Annotated in this window: 14 protein-coding genes; 10 read left to right on the top strand and 4 right to left on the bottom strand. The window is 70.7% G+C overall.

Annotation, left to right across the window (positions count from 1 at the left end; genetic code table 11):
- Window positions 1-444: 444 nt before the first annotated feature.
- Window positions 445-1,218: a TetR/AcrR family transcriptional regulator gene (locus V6V89_RS39190; protein WP_334624750.1), complete on the bottom strand. Its 774-nt coding sequence runs from the start codon at window positions 1,216-1,218 to the stop codon at window positions 445-447.
- 107 nt (window positions 1,219-1,325) lie between these two features.
- Here V6V89_RS39190 and V6V89_RS39185 point away from each other — a divergent pair, with 107 nt between their 5' ends.
- Both V6V89_RS39185 and V6V89_RS39180 read left to right on the top strand, forming a co-directional pair.
- Window positions 1,326-2,279: an ATP-binding cassette domain-containing protein gene (locus tag V6V89_RS39185; RefSeq protein WP_334624749.1), complete on the top strand. Its 954-nt coding sequence runs from the start codon at window positions 1,326-1,328 to the stop codon at window positions 2,277-2,279.
- Window positions 2,276-3,118, top strand: coding sequence for an ABC transporter permease (locus tag V6V89_RS39180; protein WP_334624748.1), 843 nt, complete (start codon window positions 2,276-2,278; stop codon window positions 3,116-3,118). The genes V6V89_RS39185 and V6V89_RS39180 overlap by 4 nt, the downstream gene beginning before the upstream one ends.
- A 145-nt stretch (window positions 3,119-3,263) precedes the next feature.
- Here the strand turns inward: V6V89_RS39180 and V6V89_RS39175 are convergent, their stop codons facing one another.
- Window positions 3,264-4,130: a LysR family transcriptional regulator gene (locus V6V89_RS39175; protein WP_334624747.1), complete on the bottom strand. Its 867-nt coding sequence runs from the start codon at window positions 4,128-4,130 to the stop codon at window positions 3,264-3,266.
- A 74-nt stretch (window positions 4,131-4,204) separates the two neighbouring features.
- Here V6V89_RS39175 and V6V89_RS39170 point away from each other — a divergent pair, with 74 nt between their 5' ends.
- From V6V89_RS39170 to V6V89_RS39145, 6 genes are all read left to right on the top strand, one after another.
- Entirely contained in the window at window positions 4,205-4,717 is a 513-nt protein-coding gene (locus tag V6V89_RS39170; RefSeq protein ID WP_334624746.1) for a cysteine dioxygenase family protein, read from the top strand.
- A 75-nt stretch (window positions 4,718-4,792) separates the two neighbouring features.
- Window positions 4,793-5,392, top strand: coding sequence for a permease-like cell division protein FtsX (locus V6V89_RS39165; protein WP_334624745.1), 600 nt, complete (start codon window positions 4,793-4,795; stop codon window positions 5,390-5,392).
- On the top strand, window positions 5,389-5,952 hold the full coding sequence (locus tag V6V89_RS39160) for a SigE family RNA polymerase sigma factor (protein ID WP_334624743.1): 564 nt from the start codon (window positions 5,389-5,391) through the stop codon (window positions 5,950-5,952). Before V6V89_RS39165 ends, V6V89_RS39160 begins: the two co-directional genes overlap by 4 nt.
- 62 nt (window positions 5,953-6,014) lie before the next feature.
- Window positions 6,015-6,614, top strand: a complete 600-nt coding sequence (locus V6V89_RS39155; protein ID WP_334624742.1) for a hypothetical protein — start codon at window positions 6,015-6,017, stop codon at window positions 6,612-6,614.
- Window positions 6,615-6,618: 4 nt separating this feature from the next.
- Window positions 6,619-6,852, top strand: a complete 234-nt coding sequence (locus V6V89_RS39150; RefSeq protein WP_334624741.1) for a helix-turn-helix domain-containing protein — start codon at window positions 6,619-6,621, stop codon at window positions 6,850-6,852.
- Between the two features lie 200 nt (window positions 6,853-7,052).
- A complete protein-coding gene (locus V6V89_RS39145; RefSeq protein WP_334624740.1) occupies window positions 7,053-7,739 on the top strand; it encodes a M1 family aminopeptidase in 687 nt (228 codons plus the stop codon).
- 113 nt (window positions 7,740-7,852) lie between these two features.
- Here V6V89_RS39145 and V6V89_RS39140 read toward each other — a convergent pair whose 3' ends face one another.
- Window positions 7,853-10,333: a putative bifunctional diguanylate cyclase/phosphodiesterase gene (locus tag V6V89_RS39140; protein ID WP_334624739.1), complete on the bottom strand. Its 2,481-nt coding sequence runs from the start codon at window positions 10,331-10,333 to the stop codon at window positions 7,853-7,855.
- A gap of 457 nt (window positions 10,334-10,790) precedes the next feature.
- On the opposite strand from V6V89_RS39140, the gene V6V89_RS39135 reads away from it, so the two are divergent.
- Window positions 10,791-11,417 (top strand): TetR/AcrR family transcriptional regulator, encoded by a 627-nt coding sequence (locus V6V89_RS39135; RefSeq protein ID WP_334624738.1) that lies wholly within the window; start codon window positions 10,791-10,793, stop codon window positions 11,415-11,417.
- A gap of 1 nt (window position 11,418) precedes the next feature.
- Here V6V89_RS39135 and V6V89_RS39130 read toward each other — a convergent pair whose 3' ends face one another.
- On the bottom strand, window positions 11,419-13,206 hold the full coding sequence (locus tag V6V89_RS39130) for a sigma-70 family RNA polymerase sigma factor (RefSeq protein WP_334624737.1): 1,788 nt from the start codon (window positions 13,204-13,206) through the stop codon (window positions 11,419-11,421).
- A 347-nt stretch (window positions 13,207-13,553) separates the two neighbouring features.
- Here V6V89_RS39130 and V6V89_RS39125 point away from each other — a divergent pair.
- Window positions 13,554-14,068: pectinesterase family protein (locus V6V89_RS39125; protein WP_334624736.1), on the top strand; the 515-nt coding region annotated here is incomplete at its 3' end.

Here is a 14,068-nt window from a genome sequence, read left to right as displayed (position 1 = left end):
GCCACCCTTGCCGCTCTTACCGCCGCGCCGTCCGGGACCGGTCGGCCCACCGGGCCCACCGGGGGCCTGCGGCGCGTCCGGACCGCCGGGCACCGGGGCAGCCGCGGACACGGACGCCCGGCCTACCGGGGCACGCCCGGCAACGCCCGGCGCCGCGCCGACACTCGCCCGACCTGCCACCGACGCCGCACCCGCCGACGCGGGACCAACCGACGCGGGACCAACCGACGCGGGACCAACCGACGCGCGGCCGGTGCTCGTGCGCTGGGGTGATCCGCCTACGGCTGGCCCGTTGTCACCCGTGGGGCCCGGGATCTGGGCCCGGCCGCGCGCGGCGTTCACGTCGTCGTAGGCGCTCATTCGTCACACCCTACGACAACGATCTTCATCGCGTAGATCAACGCCCGAGTCCACACAGGAGCGTCACGACCACGACACGCTGTGTCAGGAACCGGATTCCGTTGCCACCGACCGCGCGCGCGAGTCGAGCAGGGAGGCGATCCCGTCGAGCAGCCGCTGCAGCCCGAACTCGAAAGTCTCGTCCCAGCCGAGCCCGAAGGCGTCTTCGCTCATCGCGGCCATGTACGGATAGTCACCGGACTCCATCGCCTTGGCGAGCACCGGGTACTGATAGTTCCAGAACTCCTCGTCGGTCAGCCCCGTCTCCTCCCCCACCGCGGCGTTCTGGATCCGCTGCCGGGCGATGCCGGTGACGTACCCGTCCACCATGATCATGATGGAAATCCGCTCCTGGTCGGTGATGGCGAGCCCGCGCAGGCCGCGCACGAACACCTCGACGCTGGCGAGGGTATTCGGCCCGAGCACGGGTCGGGTCCAGTTCACCTGGATGAGCCACGGGTGCCGCAGGTACAGCTGGTACGAGCCGCGCGCGGCCATCTCGACAACCTCCCGCCAGCCCGCGTGCTCGATGCGGGCAGCGTCGTCGCCAAGCTCGCTGACCTTGTCGAGCATGAGGGCGAGCAGTTCGGCCTTGCCGGGCACGTGCCGGTACAGCGACATCGTGCCGGCGCCAAGCTCGGCCGCGACGCGGCGCATGGAGAGCGCGTCGATCCCTTCCCGGTCCGCGAGGGCGATCGCGGCGTCCACGATCCGCTCCAGGTTGAGGCTCGGCTTGGGGCCGCGGGTGGGCCGCACCCATTCGCCCCAGAGCAGGTCGATGCTGCGCCGGAGTTGCTCGGCGGGGCTGCGCTCGGTCATGCGCCTGGTACCTCGGTAGTCATCGCGATCATCCTAATAATCGGTTGGCTTGTGGGTACAGCGTACGCTAATCTGCGTACGACGTACCCAATTACGGGGAGGACACCTTGTCAAGATCCGAATACGCCGTGGTCGCGGACGGCCTGCGAAAGCGGTACCGCGACACCGTGGCACTGGACGACCTACACCTGGCCGTGCCACGCGGCACGGTGTACGGGCTACTCGGCCCGAACGGCGCCGGCAAGACCACCGCGGTGCGCATCCTCACCACCCTGGTCCGCTCGGACGGCGGCCGCGCCGAGGTCGCCGGCTACGACCTGCGGACGCAGGCGCGCCTGGTGCGGCGCAGGATCGGCCTGACCGGCCAGCAGACCGCTGTCGACGACTCGATCACGGCCCGGCAGAACCTGGTCATGTTCGGCCGGCTGTTCCACATCGGAAAGGCCGCGGCCCGGCGACGCGCGGGTGAACTGCTGGACCAGTTCGGGCTCACCGAGGCGGCCGACAAGGCGCCGAAGACGTTCTCCGGAGGCATGCGCCGCCGGCTCGACCTGGCCTCCAGCATGATCCTGGCACCGGAGGTGCTTTTCCTGGACGAACCCACCACAGGGCTCGACCCCGCCGGGCGGCGCGAGGTGTGGCAGCAGGTCGGGAAGCTGGCAGCCGCCGGCACCACCGTGCTGCTCACCACGCACTACCTGGACGAGGCGGACAAGCTCTGCGACCGGATCGGTGTCATCGACCACGGCCGCAACATCGTCGAGGACACGCCGGACGGGCTGAAGCGCCGCATCGGCAACGAACGGCTCGAGGTCGTCGCCGCCGAACCCGGCGACCTGCCACAGATCACCGAGCTGCTGAACAAGGCCGCCGCCAGCGGCCGGGAGGCCACTGTGGACAGCACCGGCCTGGCCGCGAGCGTGGCGGTCTCCGACGGCGTACAGGCGCTCACCGAGGTCGCCGTCGAGTTGCGCGAACGGCGCATCACGGTGGCGGACCTGGGACTGCGCCGGCCAACCCTGGACGAGGCGTTCCTGCACCTGACGGAGGGCTCCAAGTGACCACTGTGGACAGTTTACCCAACACCGACGACTCGTTGGCCAACCGCGCCAAGTGGGCCGTCGCCGACTCCTGGACCGTCGTGCTCCAGGAGCTGACGCATCTGGTGCGCCAACCGTCCACGTTCGCCTGGCAGCTCGGCTTTCCGATCGTCATGGTGCTCATGTTCGTGTACGTCTTCGGCAGCGCCATGGACGTCTCCGGCCAGGGCGCCGGCGAAGGCTACCTCGACTACGCCATGCCCGGCCTGTTCGCCATGACGATGGCCTTCGGCTTCATGAACACCGCCTTCGCGGTGGCCCTGACCAAGGAGAAGGGCTTCATCGACCGCTTCCGGTCCATGCCGATGGCCTCCTCGGCCGTGGTCACCGGGCGGGGCGTCGCCGACGTCATCCACGCGACCGTCGACCTGACGATCCTCGTCGTGATCGCCCTCGTGCTCGGCTGGCGCCCGGGCGGCGGCCTCGGCGACACGCTCGCCGCGTTCGCGCTCCTGCTCTGGTTGCGGCTCGCGCTGATCTTCGTCGGCATCCACCTGGGACTGCTGGTGAAGAACAGCGAGATGGCCGGGAACCTGTTCGCGCTCGCGTTCCCGTTCGGCATGGTGTCGTCGGTGTTCGCGCCGCCGGACCTGATGGCCGGCTGGCTCGGCGGCATCGCGGCGTGGAACCCGGTCTCCTCGACCGCGGGCGCGATCCGGGCGCTGTTCGACTCCCCCGCCGTCCCCAGCGGGTACTGGATCGAGGACCACGCGATCGCAGCCGCGGTCATCTGGCCGGCCGTGATCCTCGCCGGGTTCCTGCCCCTGGCCGTGCGCCGCTACCAGCGCCTCAGCCGGTAGCCGGGCGGCGTCAGTTGGCGGCGGGGCGCAGCGAGATCCCCTGGAGGAAGGCGTCGCCGACCTGTGCCGGGTCGGCGGCGACCAGCACCCCGCCGCCGGTGACCTTGGACCCAGTCCAGCCCCAAGAGGTTGAGGCTGAATCGCTCTACGCCGCCGCGGCCTCGGCCAGGGCCGTGAGGAGGGCGGTGGTCGCGGGCGGGTCGGGTGGCTCGCCGTAGGTGGCCGCGTACACGTGCCGCCGCGATCCGGGCAGCTCGCTCGCGACGATGCCCTTGGCCCGGTGGGCGCGCAGCGCCAGTCCGGGCATGATGGTCGCGCCCAGGCCGGCCGCGACGAGCGTCTGCATCACCACCATGTCGTCGGACGCGAACCCGATCCGTGGCTCGAAGCCCTCGTCGGCGCATAGCCTGAGCAGGTGGCTGCGGCACCGCTCGCAGCCGGCTATCCACGTGTCGTCGCTCAGGGTCGCCAGCTTCCGTACGCGCCGGGTGGACAGCACGTATACCGGGTCGTCGAGCAGGTGGTGCAGGCGGACCCCCTCGGGCTCGGGTTCGGTCTCGTCGTAGCGGAAGATGACCGCGACGTCGATCGTGCCGGCGCGTAGCAGCTCCAGCGCCTCGGGCGGGTGCGTGTCGACCAGGCTGACCCGCAGGCCCGGGTTCTTGCTGGACAGCGCCGCCACGGCCCGTGGCACGAGGGACCCGATCACGGACGAGAAGCCGGCCAGGCGTACCCGGCCGGCGGTCAGGCCAACGTGGGCGGCGAGCTCCGCGTCGGCGGCGTCGATCCGGCCGATGATCTCGGCGGCCCGGTCGGCCAGCAGCTGCCCGGCCTGGGTGAGCCGGATGCCCCGCCCGACCCGTTGCAGCAGCTGCGCGCCGGTCTCGGCCTCCAGGCGGGCCAGGTGGTGACTGACCGTCGGCTGCGAGTAGTGCAGCTGCTTCGCCGCCGCGGTGACCGATCCGTGCCGTGCGAGCGCGTCGAGGACACGCAGCCGGGTGACATCGAGCATGTATCGAGCATATCTATGGGTTGGCACGAAGACTTGCATTAGACATATGGAATGGCCAGGCGCAGGCTCAACTCATGACCACGACACAGATCCGCCCCACCACCGAACTGGCCACACTCGTCGACGGCGTCCGCACCGCCATCGCCGCCCACGCCAACTGGTCCGACACCGCACAGCTGGTCGCCGAGCAGCTTCGCCGGCACCTGCCCAGCCCGGACGTGCTGACCGCCGAGCAACGCCGCGGCTCGCCCGACGCGTACCGGAGCCACACGCTGCACGTCGAGCCCGACGGCTCCTTCTCGATCATCGCTCTGGTGTGGCGGCCGGGCCAGATCACGCGCATCCACGACCACCTGACGTGGTGCGTGTTCGGCGTCCTCCAGGGTGTCGAGCGCGAGGAGCTGTTCGACGCCGACCTCAACCTGGTCGGCCGCAGCGACAACCGCGCCGGTGACGTGAGCGGGTTCGCGCCGCCCGGCGACATCCACCGGGTCCACAACACGGCCGACACGACCGCGATCTCCATCCACATCTACGGCACCGACGTGACCCGCACCGGCTCCAGCGTCCGCCGATACTACGACTGAGCCTCGGCGTGTGACGTAGTGACCGTTCCACCCAGTCAAACAGGTGGGGAAGCCACCAAATGACGGGAGTGAACCGTGCAAGACAGCCTGCGAACGCTCTTCGACCGAGCACTCGACGACGAGCCTCCGCAGCCTCCGGGCGAGCTGGCACGGGAGGCGATGGCAAGCGGGAAGCGCCTGCGCGGCCGGCGCCGCCTGCTCGCGGGCGGCGGCGCGGCGGGTTTCGCCACCGTGCTCGTGGCTGTGATCGCGGTGGGCGCGGCACGGACACCGGCGCCGGAGCCGGCGGACGCGGTGGCCATGGCCATGAGGCCGGCCGCCTGCACGGAGACGGCGCGGAAGCTGGTCGAGGCCGTCCTGTTCCTGCGCGCCGACGTCACCGACCGGCAGCGCGCCGACCTGGACGAGCTGCTGCGGTCCGACGCTCGGGTCCTTCAGGTCAGGTACGAGAGCAGGCAGGCCGCCTACGCGAAGTTCAAGGAGATGTACCGGGACGCGCCTGACCTGGTCGCGAGCGTGAAGCCGGAGCATCTGCCGGAGTCGTTCCGGGTCAAGCTCGCCAGACCGTCGGGATACGCGACGTTCGTCAAGGACGTCGAGGGCAGGCCCGGCGTCGAGACCGCGGTCGTGGGCGAGTGCCCCGAGCAGTCGCAGTCGTCCTGGGAGACCGAGTGACGCGGGTCCCCACTGCCGCCCGGGGTCCGCTCGCCCGATGGACCCTGGCCCGCCAGAGCCAGCAGGCCGCCCGAGACGAGGAGTTCACCGCGTTCGTCGCGTCCGTCGCTCCGCGGTTGCGGCGCGTCGCCTACCTGATGTGCGGTGACTGGCACCTCGCTCAGGACCTGACACAGACCACGCTGGCGCGCATGTACGCGTCGTGGAGCCGGATCTGGCGGAACGCGAACCTCGAGGCGTACAGCCGCCGGGTCCTCATGAACGCCGTTTTCGACCAGAGGAAGCGGCGCAGCAACACGGAGCTCGTGCTCGCCGAGCTGCCGGAACCGGTGCGGGCCGGCGCGCAGTCGACGACCGAGCTGCACGTCACGCTGGTGACGGCGCTCGCCACGCTCCCGGCACGCGACCAGGCGATCGTGGTGCTGCGCTACTGGGAGGACCACAGCGTGCAGACCGTCGCCGACATCCTCGGCCTGTCGACCACCTTGGTGACGACCCGCAGCGCCCGCGCGCTGAGCAAGCTGCGGGCGATGCTCGGCGAGGAGTTCGTGCTGACCTGAGCTTGACAACGGGACCCTCCTTATCGATTATCGACATATCGAAAATCGATAAGGAGGGTCACATGCGCATCCCCGAACGGCTCCGCAGGCCGGACTGGCTGGCCGAGACGCAGAGCACGGTCGTGTTCGTACTCGTGGTGCTCGCGGTGGTCGGCGCCGCGGGCATCGCAATGTTCGCGGTCGGCGAGAACCTCGTCGTCGAGGTACCGGCCAGCGCGGTCGCCGGTGCGTCGGACGCCCTGCGACCAGGGGTCACGGTCGACGCCGAGGGCACGCTCGACGTCGTCGTGGCACGGCCCGACCGCGCCGAGCTGGCCGCCGCCGCACTGACGAGCCTTCCGACGTACCTCGTCGTGGTCACCATGCTGACGGTGCTGTACGCGGTCGTGCGGCGCGCGCGGCGGGAGGACCCCTTCCTCGCGGTGACGGTCAACCGGCTGCGGTTGCTGGGCCTGGTGGCCCTGGTGGGTGGCCCGCTCGCCGCCATCGTCGAGATGGTGGCGACGCTCGACCTGACCAGGCGCGTCACCGGGAACGCCTCGGCCACCCTCGAACCGGCGGCGATCGGGCTGTGGATGCTGGCAGGGTTCGGCTTCCTAGCCGTCGCCGAGATCGTCAACCGCGGTCGCGCACTGCGGGCCGAACTGGACACGGTGATCTGACGGCATGCCACCGGAGGAGGACCACCGCGTCGAGGTACACCTCGACAAGCTGCTCGCCGAACGCGGCCTGACGCTGACGGAGCTGGCCGACCGGGTCGGCGTCACGCTGGCCAACCTGTCTGTGTTGAAGAACGGGCGGGCGCGCGCGATCCGGTTCAGCACCCTCACCGCCCTGTGTCACGAGCTGAACTGCCAGCCGGGCGACCTGCTGACCGTACGCCCGGGAGAAGGGTCTTGACCCTCCTGTGTCGACTTGACTGTCCGAAGTCATCAGAACACCTAGTGTCACCATCATGAAACCACTTAGGAGTCTGCTCGCCGCTGCCATCGGCCACGGCCACGATCGGTGAGTTCCGGATCAGCACGACCAAGCACCACGGCAAGCCGACCATCATCGCGGTCGACCCCGACCTGCCGCCGGACCTGGCCGACGACGCGGTGGGCCGCACCAACGAGATCACCGACTTCCTGGCCGGGATCTTCGGGCCGTACCCGTTCGAGGCCAACGGCGCGATCGTCGACGACTACGACAACCTGTTCTTCGCACTGGAGAACCAGACCCGCTCGATCTACTCGAAGTACTTCTTCGAGCGGGGAGCGACCACCGGCGAGACATACGTGGTGGCGCACGAACTGGCCCACCAGTGGTTCGGCGACAGCGTCGCGGTCGAGCAATGGGACGACCTGTGGCTCAACGAGGGCTTCGCGACGTACGCGGAGTGGCTGTGGAGCGAGAAGATCGGTGAGGGCACCCCTCAAGAGATCTTCGACTTCCTGTACGCCCAGCCGCTGTCCGCGCCGTACTGGGCGCCGCCGCCCGGCGACCCGGGCCCCGTGGACCTGTTCGACGACTCCGTCTACGTCCGAGGCGCGATGACGCTGCAGGCGCTGCGGTCACCGTCGGCGACGCGGACTTCTTCAAGATCGTCCGTCAGTGGTACGCGAAGAACCGCAACGCGCACGGCTCGACCGCGGAGTTCATCCGGCTGGCCGAACGCGTCTCCGGCGAGCAGCTCGACGGCCTGTTCCAGGCGTGGCTGTTCACCGACACCAAACCACCGCACCCGGGTAGGGCGACGGCAGCGCTCGCGGCTGCCAGCGCCGGCGACAAGCCCGCCGTCGTAAGGAGCTACGAAAAGCGCGTACGCCTGAAGTGGTGAGCCAGCATGGGCAGTGCCCTCGGGTACGGCCCGCTGCGAACCCTGGGGGCGCGGTAGTCGCCGGTATAGACGGGCGAGTCAGGCGGTGGGGCGGTTGCGCAACGCGATGACGGTCGCGCCGCGATGGACAGGCGGGGCCAGGGCGCCGGAGCCGGCGCGCAGCGCGTCGAGCAGGTCTTCGGCCGGCATCGGCTTGCCGAACAGGTAGCCCTGCCCGGACGTGCAGCCCAGCTCCCACAGCGCGCGCCGCTGCTCGACCGACTCGACGCCCTCGGCGATCACGTCGAGCCCCAGGGTACGCGCAAGCTCCACAGTGGATCGCACAGCGGCGGCCGCCTGGGCGGAGGTGCCCATCATTGCCACGAACGAACGGTCGACCTTCAACTCGTGCACCGGCACCTCGCCGAGGCGGGACAGCGACGAGTACCCGGTGCCGAAGTCGTCGAGCGCGAACCGCACCCCGGCGGCGCGCAGGGTGGCGAGCGCCCCGCCGCTCCCGCCGACCGCCTGCAGATGGCTGAGCGAGGTGGTCTCGGCCAGTTCGAGGACCAGGGAGCCCGGGTCGGTCCGGTGGGCGCGCAGCGCATCGAGGACAGCACCGGCGAAGCGCGGGTCGAGCAGGCTGTGCGGCGATACGTTGACGGCCACCGACAGCTCGTATCCGGCCGCGTGCCACTGCCCCAGCCCCGCGAGAGCCTGCCGCAGCACCGCCGCGGCGAAGGTGGCCAGCTGATCGGAGCGCTCGACGACGGCCAGCCACTGGTCGGGCTGGAGGACCCCGTGCCTCGGGTGCTCCCACCGGGTGAGGGCCTCGGCGCCGATGGCCTCGCCGCTGCCGAGGTCGACGATCGGCTGGAAGTGCACCACGAACTCGCCCGCTCCGAGGGCCCGGACCAGCTCGCCGCCCAGGGAGAGCTGGCGGTGGTCGGCGGTGTCGCGCCCGTGCTGGTACTCGACGATCGGCACGCCGGCCCGCTTGGCCTGGTACATCGCGACGTCGGCGCGGCGCAGCAGCTCGCCGGCGCTGGTGCCGTCGTCGGTGAGCGCGACGCCGGCGCTGGCCTGCACGGTGACCTGCATGCCGGCGAGGCCGACGGGCTGGCGCAGGCAGTCGAGGATGCGCCGGGCGCGGTGCACGGCGGTGGCGGGGGCCGGCAGGCCGTGCAGCACGATGGCGAACTCGTCGCCGCCCAGCCGGGCCACGGTCGCGTCGGCCGCCTCGGCCGCCGCGTTGAGGCGGCCGGCGACCTCGACGAGCAGCTGGTCGCCGATGGCGTGTCCGAGGGTGTCGTTGACCTCTTTGAAGCGATTGAGGTCGACCAGCGCGAGGGCGGCCTTGCCGCAGGTGGGCGCGTGGTCGGGGTCGTCGAGCAGGTCGAGCAGGTGACGGCGGTTGGGCAGGCCGGTCAGCGGGTCGATGCGCGCGTCACGGTGGTGCCGGTCGGCCAGTTCGCGGATGTGGGCGTACGCGCGGGCGTTGTGAATCGCGGTGGTGAGCGAGGCGGCGTACGCGCGCAGGGTGCTCTCCTCGCGGGCGCTGAGCCGGGCCGGCGCCGGCAGCGCGAGGCGCAGCGTGCCGATGGGCGCGCCGTCGCGTCCGCCGAGCACGCGCTCGGCGGACGGCGGCGGGCCGTCCGGCGCGTCCGTGCCCGGGCCGTCGTACCCAACGCCGGTGTGATCGGCGCGGACCAGCCGCGGCGGGTCGGCGTCCCACAGCTCCACCTGGGCGTGTCGTGCGCCGAACAGCGCCACCGCCCCCTTCGCCGCGGTGTGCAGCACGCCGGTGAGGTCGACGGTGCTGAGCGCGTCGGTGGCCGCGGCGAGGCGCTCCCAGGTCTGCCGCTCGGCCCGCAGGTGCAGGCGGTGCGTGTAGAGCAGGAACAGCGAGAGCTGCGCCAGCGGTATCGCCAGCAGCAGCCACGGGTTGACGGTGACGAGGGCGGTGGCGGCTGCGGCGAGCAGCAGGCAGCCGACGTTGATCGCGACCCGGATGTCGAGGTCGGTGCGGAACACCTGCCCCCACGGCCGCCGGGAGGCGACCGCGACGGTCGTGGTGATCACGAGCTCTTCGACGGCGCCGATCGCGATGGCCCCGGCGACCAGCGCGAGCGCGTACGCGGTCCAGGGATGGCCGGTGACGCCACCGAGTGCCGGATGCACACCCGCGAGGGCGACCGCGTACGTGGCGGCGGCTGCGGCGAGCACCTCTTTGCCGCCGTTGTGCAACGCCTTGTACGCGGAGAAACCGCCGTGCCGGGCGAGCGGCCGGCCCACGGCGATGCCGGCCGTGGCGCAGGCGATGGCCCAGGCCGGCGGCAGTGTCACGGCGGCGACAAGCAGCGCTGTGGAGACCGCGTTCATGCGGAACTGCGTGCGCACGCGCACCGGTGCCGAACAGGCCACGCCCACGGCCACCAGCACGGTGGTGATCAGCAGGATCGGCGCGTCGCTCGCGGACGGCGCCTCTAAGTGGACGGACGCCCAGGCCAGGCAACCCGCGGCCGAAAGCAGGACGAGACCGGTCAACAGCCGTAGCTGCCCGGTCTCACCCTTGCTCATGCCGACCCAAGCTCTCCACTGTGGAGGGTTTCCATCGACCGATCGACATTCGGTCAGGCTACCGCAGCACACAGTGAGATCGACAGTCTCATCGATGACTCAGCCCCACTCCGCGCCTCGCATCATGCCGACCCCTCCTTTCACGTCGCATGAAAGAAGGTAGGAAGATCGAGGGCGGATTGGAAGGTTAGAACGTCTTTTGGAGCAAACTAAGCCTATTCAGGCCGAGATGCTACGGTCCGTCTCTTTTGTGAAACGGAGCGCAACCGTCATGCTGATTACGGGCGTCGATCCCGATCGGTTCACCGACCGACCAAGACCATCACCATCTGTATTCGACGCCCGGCCCGGCGCTCCCGTAGTTCTACCGGATTGCCCAGGCCAGCCGACACGCGGCTCGCCACCGGGTGCCCGTGCCGGTAGCAGCGCGCATCCGCCAGCCCGGTACGCTCGCGCGGTGGTTGATACCGGGGGCGTCTCGCGGCGGCAGCGCGGCCGCCCGCGAGACCCCGAGATGGAGGCGCGCGTCTACGGCGTGACCGTCTTGGTGTTCGCCGAGAAGGGATGGGCCGGCTTCACCCTCGACGAGGTCGCCCGCCGCTCCGGCGTGGGCAAGGCGTCCGTGTACCTGCGCTGGCGCGACAAGCGCGACCTGCTGCTCGCAGCGATGCGCGACCGCCTCGAGCCGTTCCAGGGCCTGCGCCACACCGGTGACCTGCGCGAAGACCTGCGCTGGATGGCCCGGTCCGTCTTCCAGATGTACTGGAGCTGGGCCGGCCTGGCGATCATGCGGCTGTGGCTGGACGCCCGCACGTACCCGGACCTGTTCGCCGAATTGCGTGACTTCTACCTGTTCGGCAGCATCTCGATCGTCCGGCAGATCGTCGAGGCGGCCGCCGAGTCCGGCGAGTTGCCCGCCGACACCTCCCCCGCCCTGGTCCTGGGCACGATCTTCGGGGTCGCCACCGTGCAGGTGTCGATGGCACCCCCGCTGCCGGGCGAAGACCTGTCCGCGCGCACCGAGGAGTACGTCGACGCCCTCGTCGACATGGTGCTTCACGGGCTGCGATCCCGCCCGAGCTGACTCATACGTCAGACTGCTGCGCCACCGAGCGCGGGTCGGACGGAGCCCCGCGCGTCAGGTACTGCGGCACCGGCGCGGTGTCGCCTCCGTTGTCGCGCACCTTGCCGTACCGGACGACCCCGTTCCGGGCGTACGGGCTCTGGTTGAGGTCGTCGGTGACCTGCGTCCACGTCTTCGCCATCACCATCAGGTCGTAGTCGACGATGCCCTCGGTCTGGTGGAGGGTCACCTCGCCGTCGAGGTAGTAGTACTCGGCCTGCCACATCTGCTGGGCACCGCGCGGCAGCGTCGCCCGCCGGCCCGGCTTGCCCATCCAGGTCTGGCCCGGGTCCTGCGTGCCCGGCATGGTGTCGTCCATGCGGTGACCGCCGCCGGACGCGGCGTGAAAGAGCTTGCCCTTCAGCCCCGTCCATGTCGGCATCGTGATCTCGCCGCCGCCGTTGTAGAGGCCGAACGTCCACCAGACCTTGAAGTAACCACGGCCCTTCAGCACGACGTTCTGGCCGTTGTACTGCATCACCGCGCACTCGAACCGGTACGGGTTGACGTAGTTGCCGCCGGCCGGGCGGATGGTGCCATCGGGCCGGCGCGGCAGCGCGCCGGGCTTGCGGTCTGCCGGCGGCGGTGCGTCCGGTACGTCCACGTTGCTGCCGTACTCCGGATTCGGCGCCTGCTGCTCGGCGTCGGAGCCCGCCGGCGCCGCACGCTCGGCACGCGCGCCGCGCGGCGCCGCCGTACTGCGCGAGGGCGTGGGCTCGGGCTCATCGGTCGCGGGCGGCGCCGCCGCCACGATGTCATCTCCGGGTACCGACGGGGCCAGCGGCCGGTCTGGAGCGATGACGTACACCGCGCCGATCGCGAGGATCACGGCGCCCGCGTACATGCCAAGTCGCACCCCGGGACGGGTGGCGATCTGCTCGCGCATCCTCTCGACCAGCCCCGGGTGGCTAGCGGGCCCGCTGGCCGGATCGGCGAGCACGCGCGCGACCACGCTGTCACCGGAGGCGAGCCGGCTCGCCAGCTCGACGCCCACCGGCAGCAGGCCCACGCCGGCGAGCAGCCGCTCGGCCGGTACGAGGTCGGCCCAGTGCCGCCCGCACTCGCTGCAGCCCTTGCTGTGCCGGACGAGGCGCTTGCGCCACAGCGGGCTGGGCTTGGCGTCCCAGCCTTCGAGCAGGTCGATCAGCCCGGTGCAGTGCCGGTCGGACCACAGCGCCCGCACGACCGCCCGCGCGGCGTGCAGCTGGTTCTTCATCCGCTGTACCCGCACCGCGGCATGCGCCGAGGTGATGTTGAGCGCGCTGGCGAGCTCCTCGCGGCTGATCTCGCCGGCGGCCTCCAGCCACCACAGCGACAGCAGCCGCCGGTCGTCCTCGTCCAGCCAGCGGGTCGCCTCGGCGACCTCCTTGCGCTGCCCGGCGAGCCCGAGCTGGGTGATGGTCAGCTCGACGAAGTCGGCGCCGGGGTCCGCCACGTTGTGCGCCTCGTCGTCGAGGCCGCGGGCGAGCGCCTCCTTGCGGGCCCGGGCGCGGGCCCGGATCTGCTGCATGGCGATGGCCACCAGCCAGGCCCGGAACCGGGACGAGTCACGCAGGCTGTGCACTTTGCGGACGACCCGGAGCATCGTCTCCTGCACGACGTCGTCGACGTCGGAATGGCCGTTGAGCGCCCGGCCGACGATGTTGTAGACCAACGGCAGGTGCTCGGCGACGAGCTCCTCCAGCGACCGCTGGTCGCCGTCGCGCGCCGCCACCACGGTCGCGACGTCGAGCCGTGCGTGTCTCCCCACCACAACACCTCGCATTGTTTTCCCGGACGGGGTAAGGGCAGCGCCGCCGGGTTTCGTGAGCACCATGCCGAACCGTTCCACCAGCGGACGGTCAGGGCGTCTCAGGGGAAGCTAGTTTATTGGACGCGCCGTGTCCATAAATCTGGGCCAACTCTTTACCCTCAGGCCACACCGGTCACAAACGGGCGCCCAATATCGCGAGTGACCTGCGCTTTTCACTCGCGTTTCAGAGGCGCCGACGCGTGCAGCCATAGCGATCTACGTAAATGTCGGAAAGCGCTTTCCCTCATCGGAGGTCATGCATGGGCACATGATCCACGCTGGTCGCGGGAGTTCTGGCGGTCACCGTGCTGGCTGGCGCGCCCGCCGCAGCCGGGCCACGCGGAAGCTGCGTCACCGTCGCCACCGACGGCAGTGCGAACTTCACCACCATCCAGGCCGCCGTCGACGCCGTTCCGGCGGGCAACGCGACGCCGTTCGTCATCAAGATCAAGCCCGGCGTCTACCGAGGTCAGGTGATCGTCCCGGCCGACCGGCCACACGTGGCGCTGCGCGGCCCGGGCCGCGACCCCAGCCAGGTTGTCATCGTCGACGACCGGGTGAGCGGCACCCCCAAGCCGGACGGCGGCACCTGGGGCATGTCGGGTAGCGCGACCGCCGTCGACGGTGCCGGCTTCAGCGCCCGCAACCTCACCTTCGCCAACGACTTCGACGAGAGCGCACACCCCGAGATCACCGCCCGACCACTAACCCCCCGCCCGCGGCGCGCGCCGCGGGCCGCGCCGGCGCCGGCTTCCGCCGATCAAGAAACCCTGGCCCTTCGGGCCACCCGCAGGTGGGTGAAACTCGTGGTGGCGTCGCT

Source organism: Micromonospora sp. CPCC 206061, assembly GCF_036906915.1.
Taxonomy (GTDB): Bacteria; Actinomycetota; Actinomycetes; order Mycobacteriales; family Micromonosporaceae; genus Phytohabitans.
Note: the sequence above shows the minus strand (reverse complement) of the source record. Positions and strands in the feature narration are given on the sequence as shown.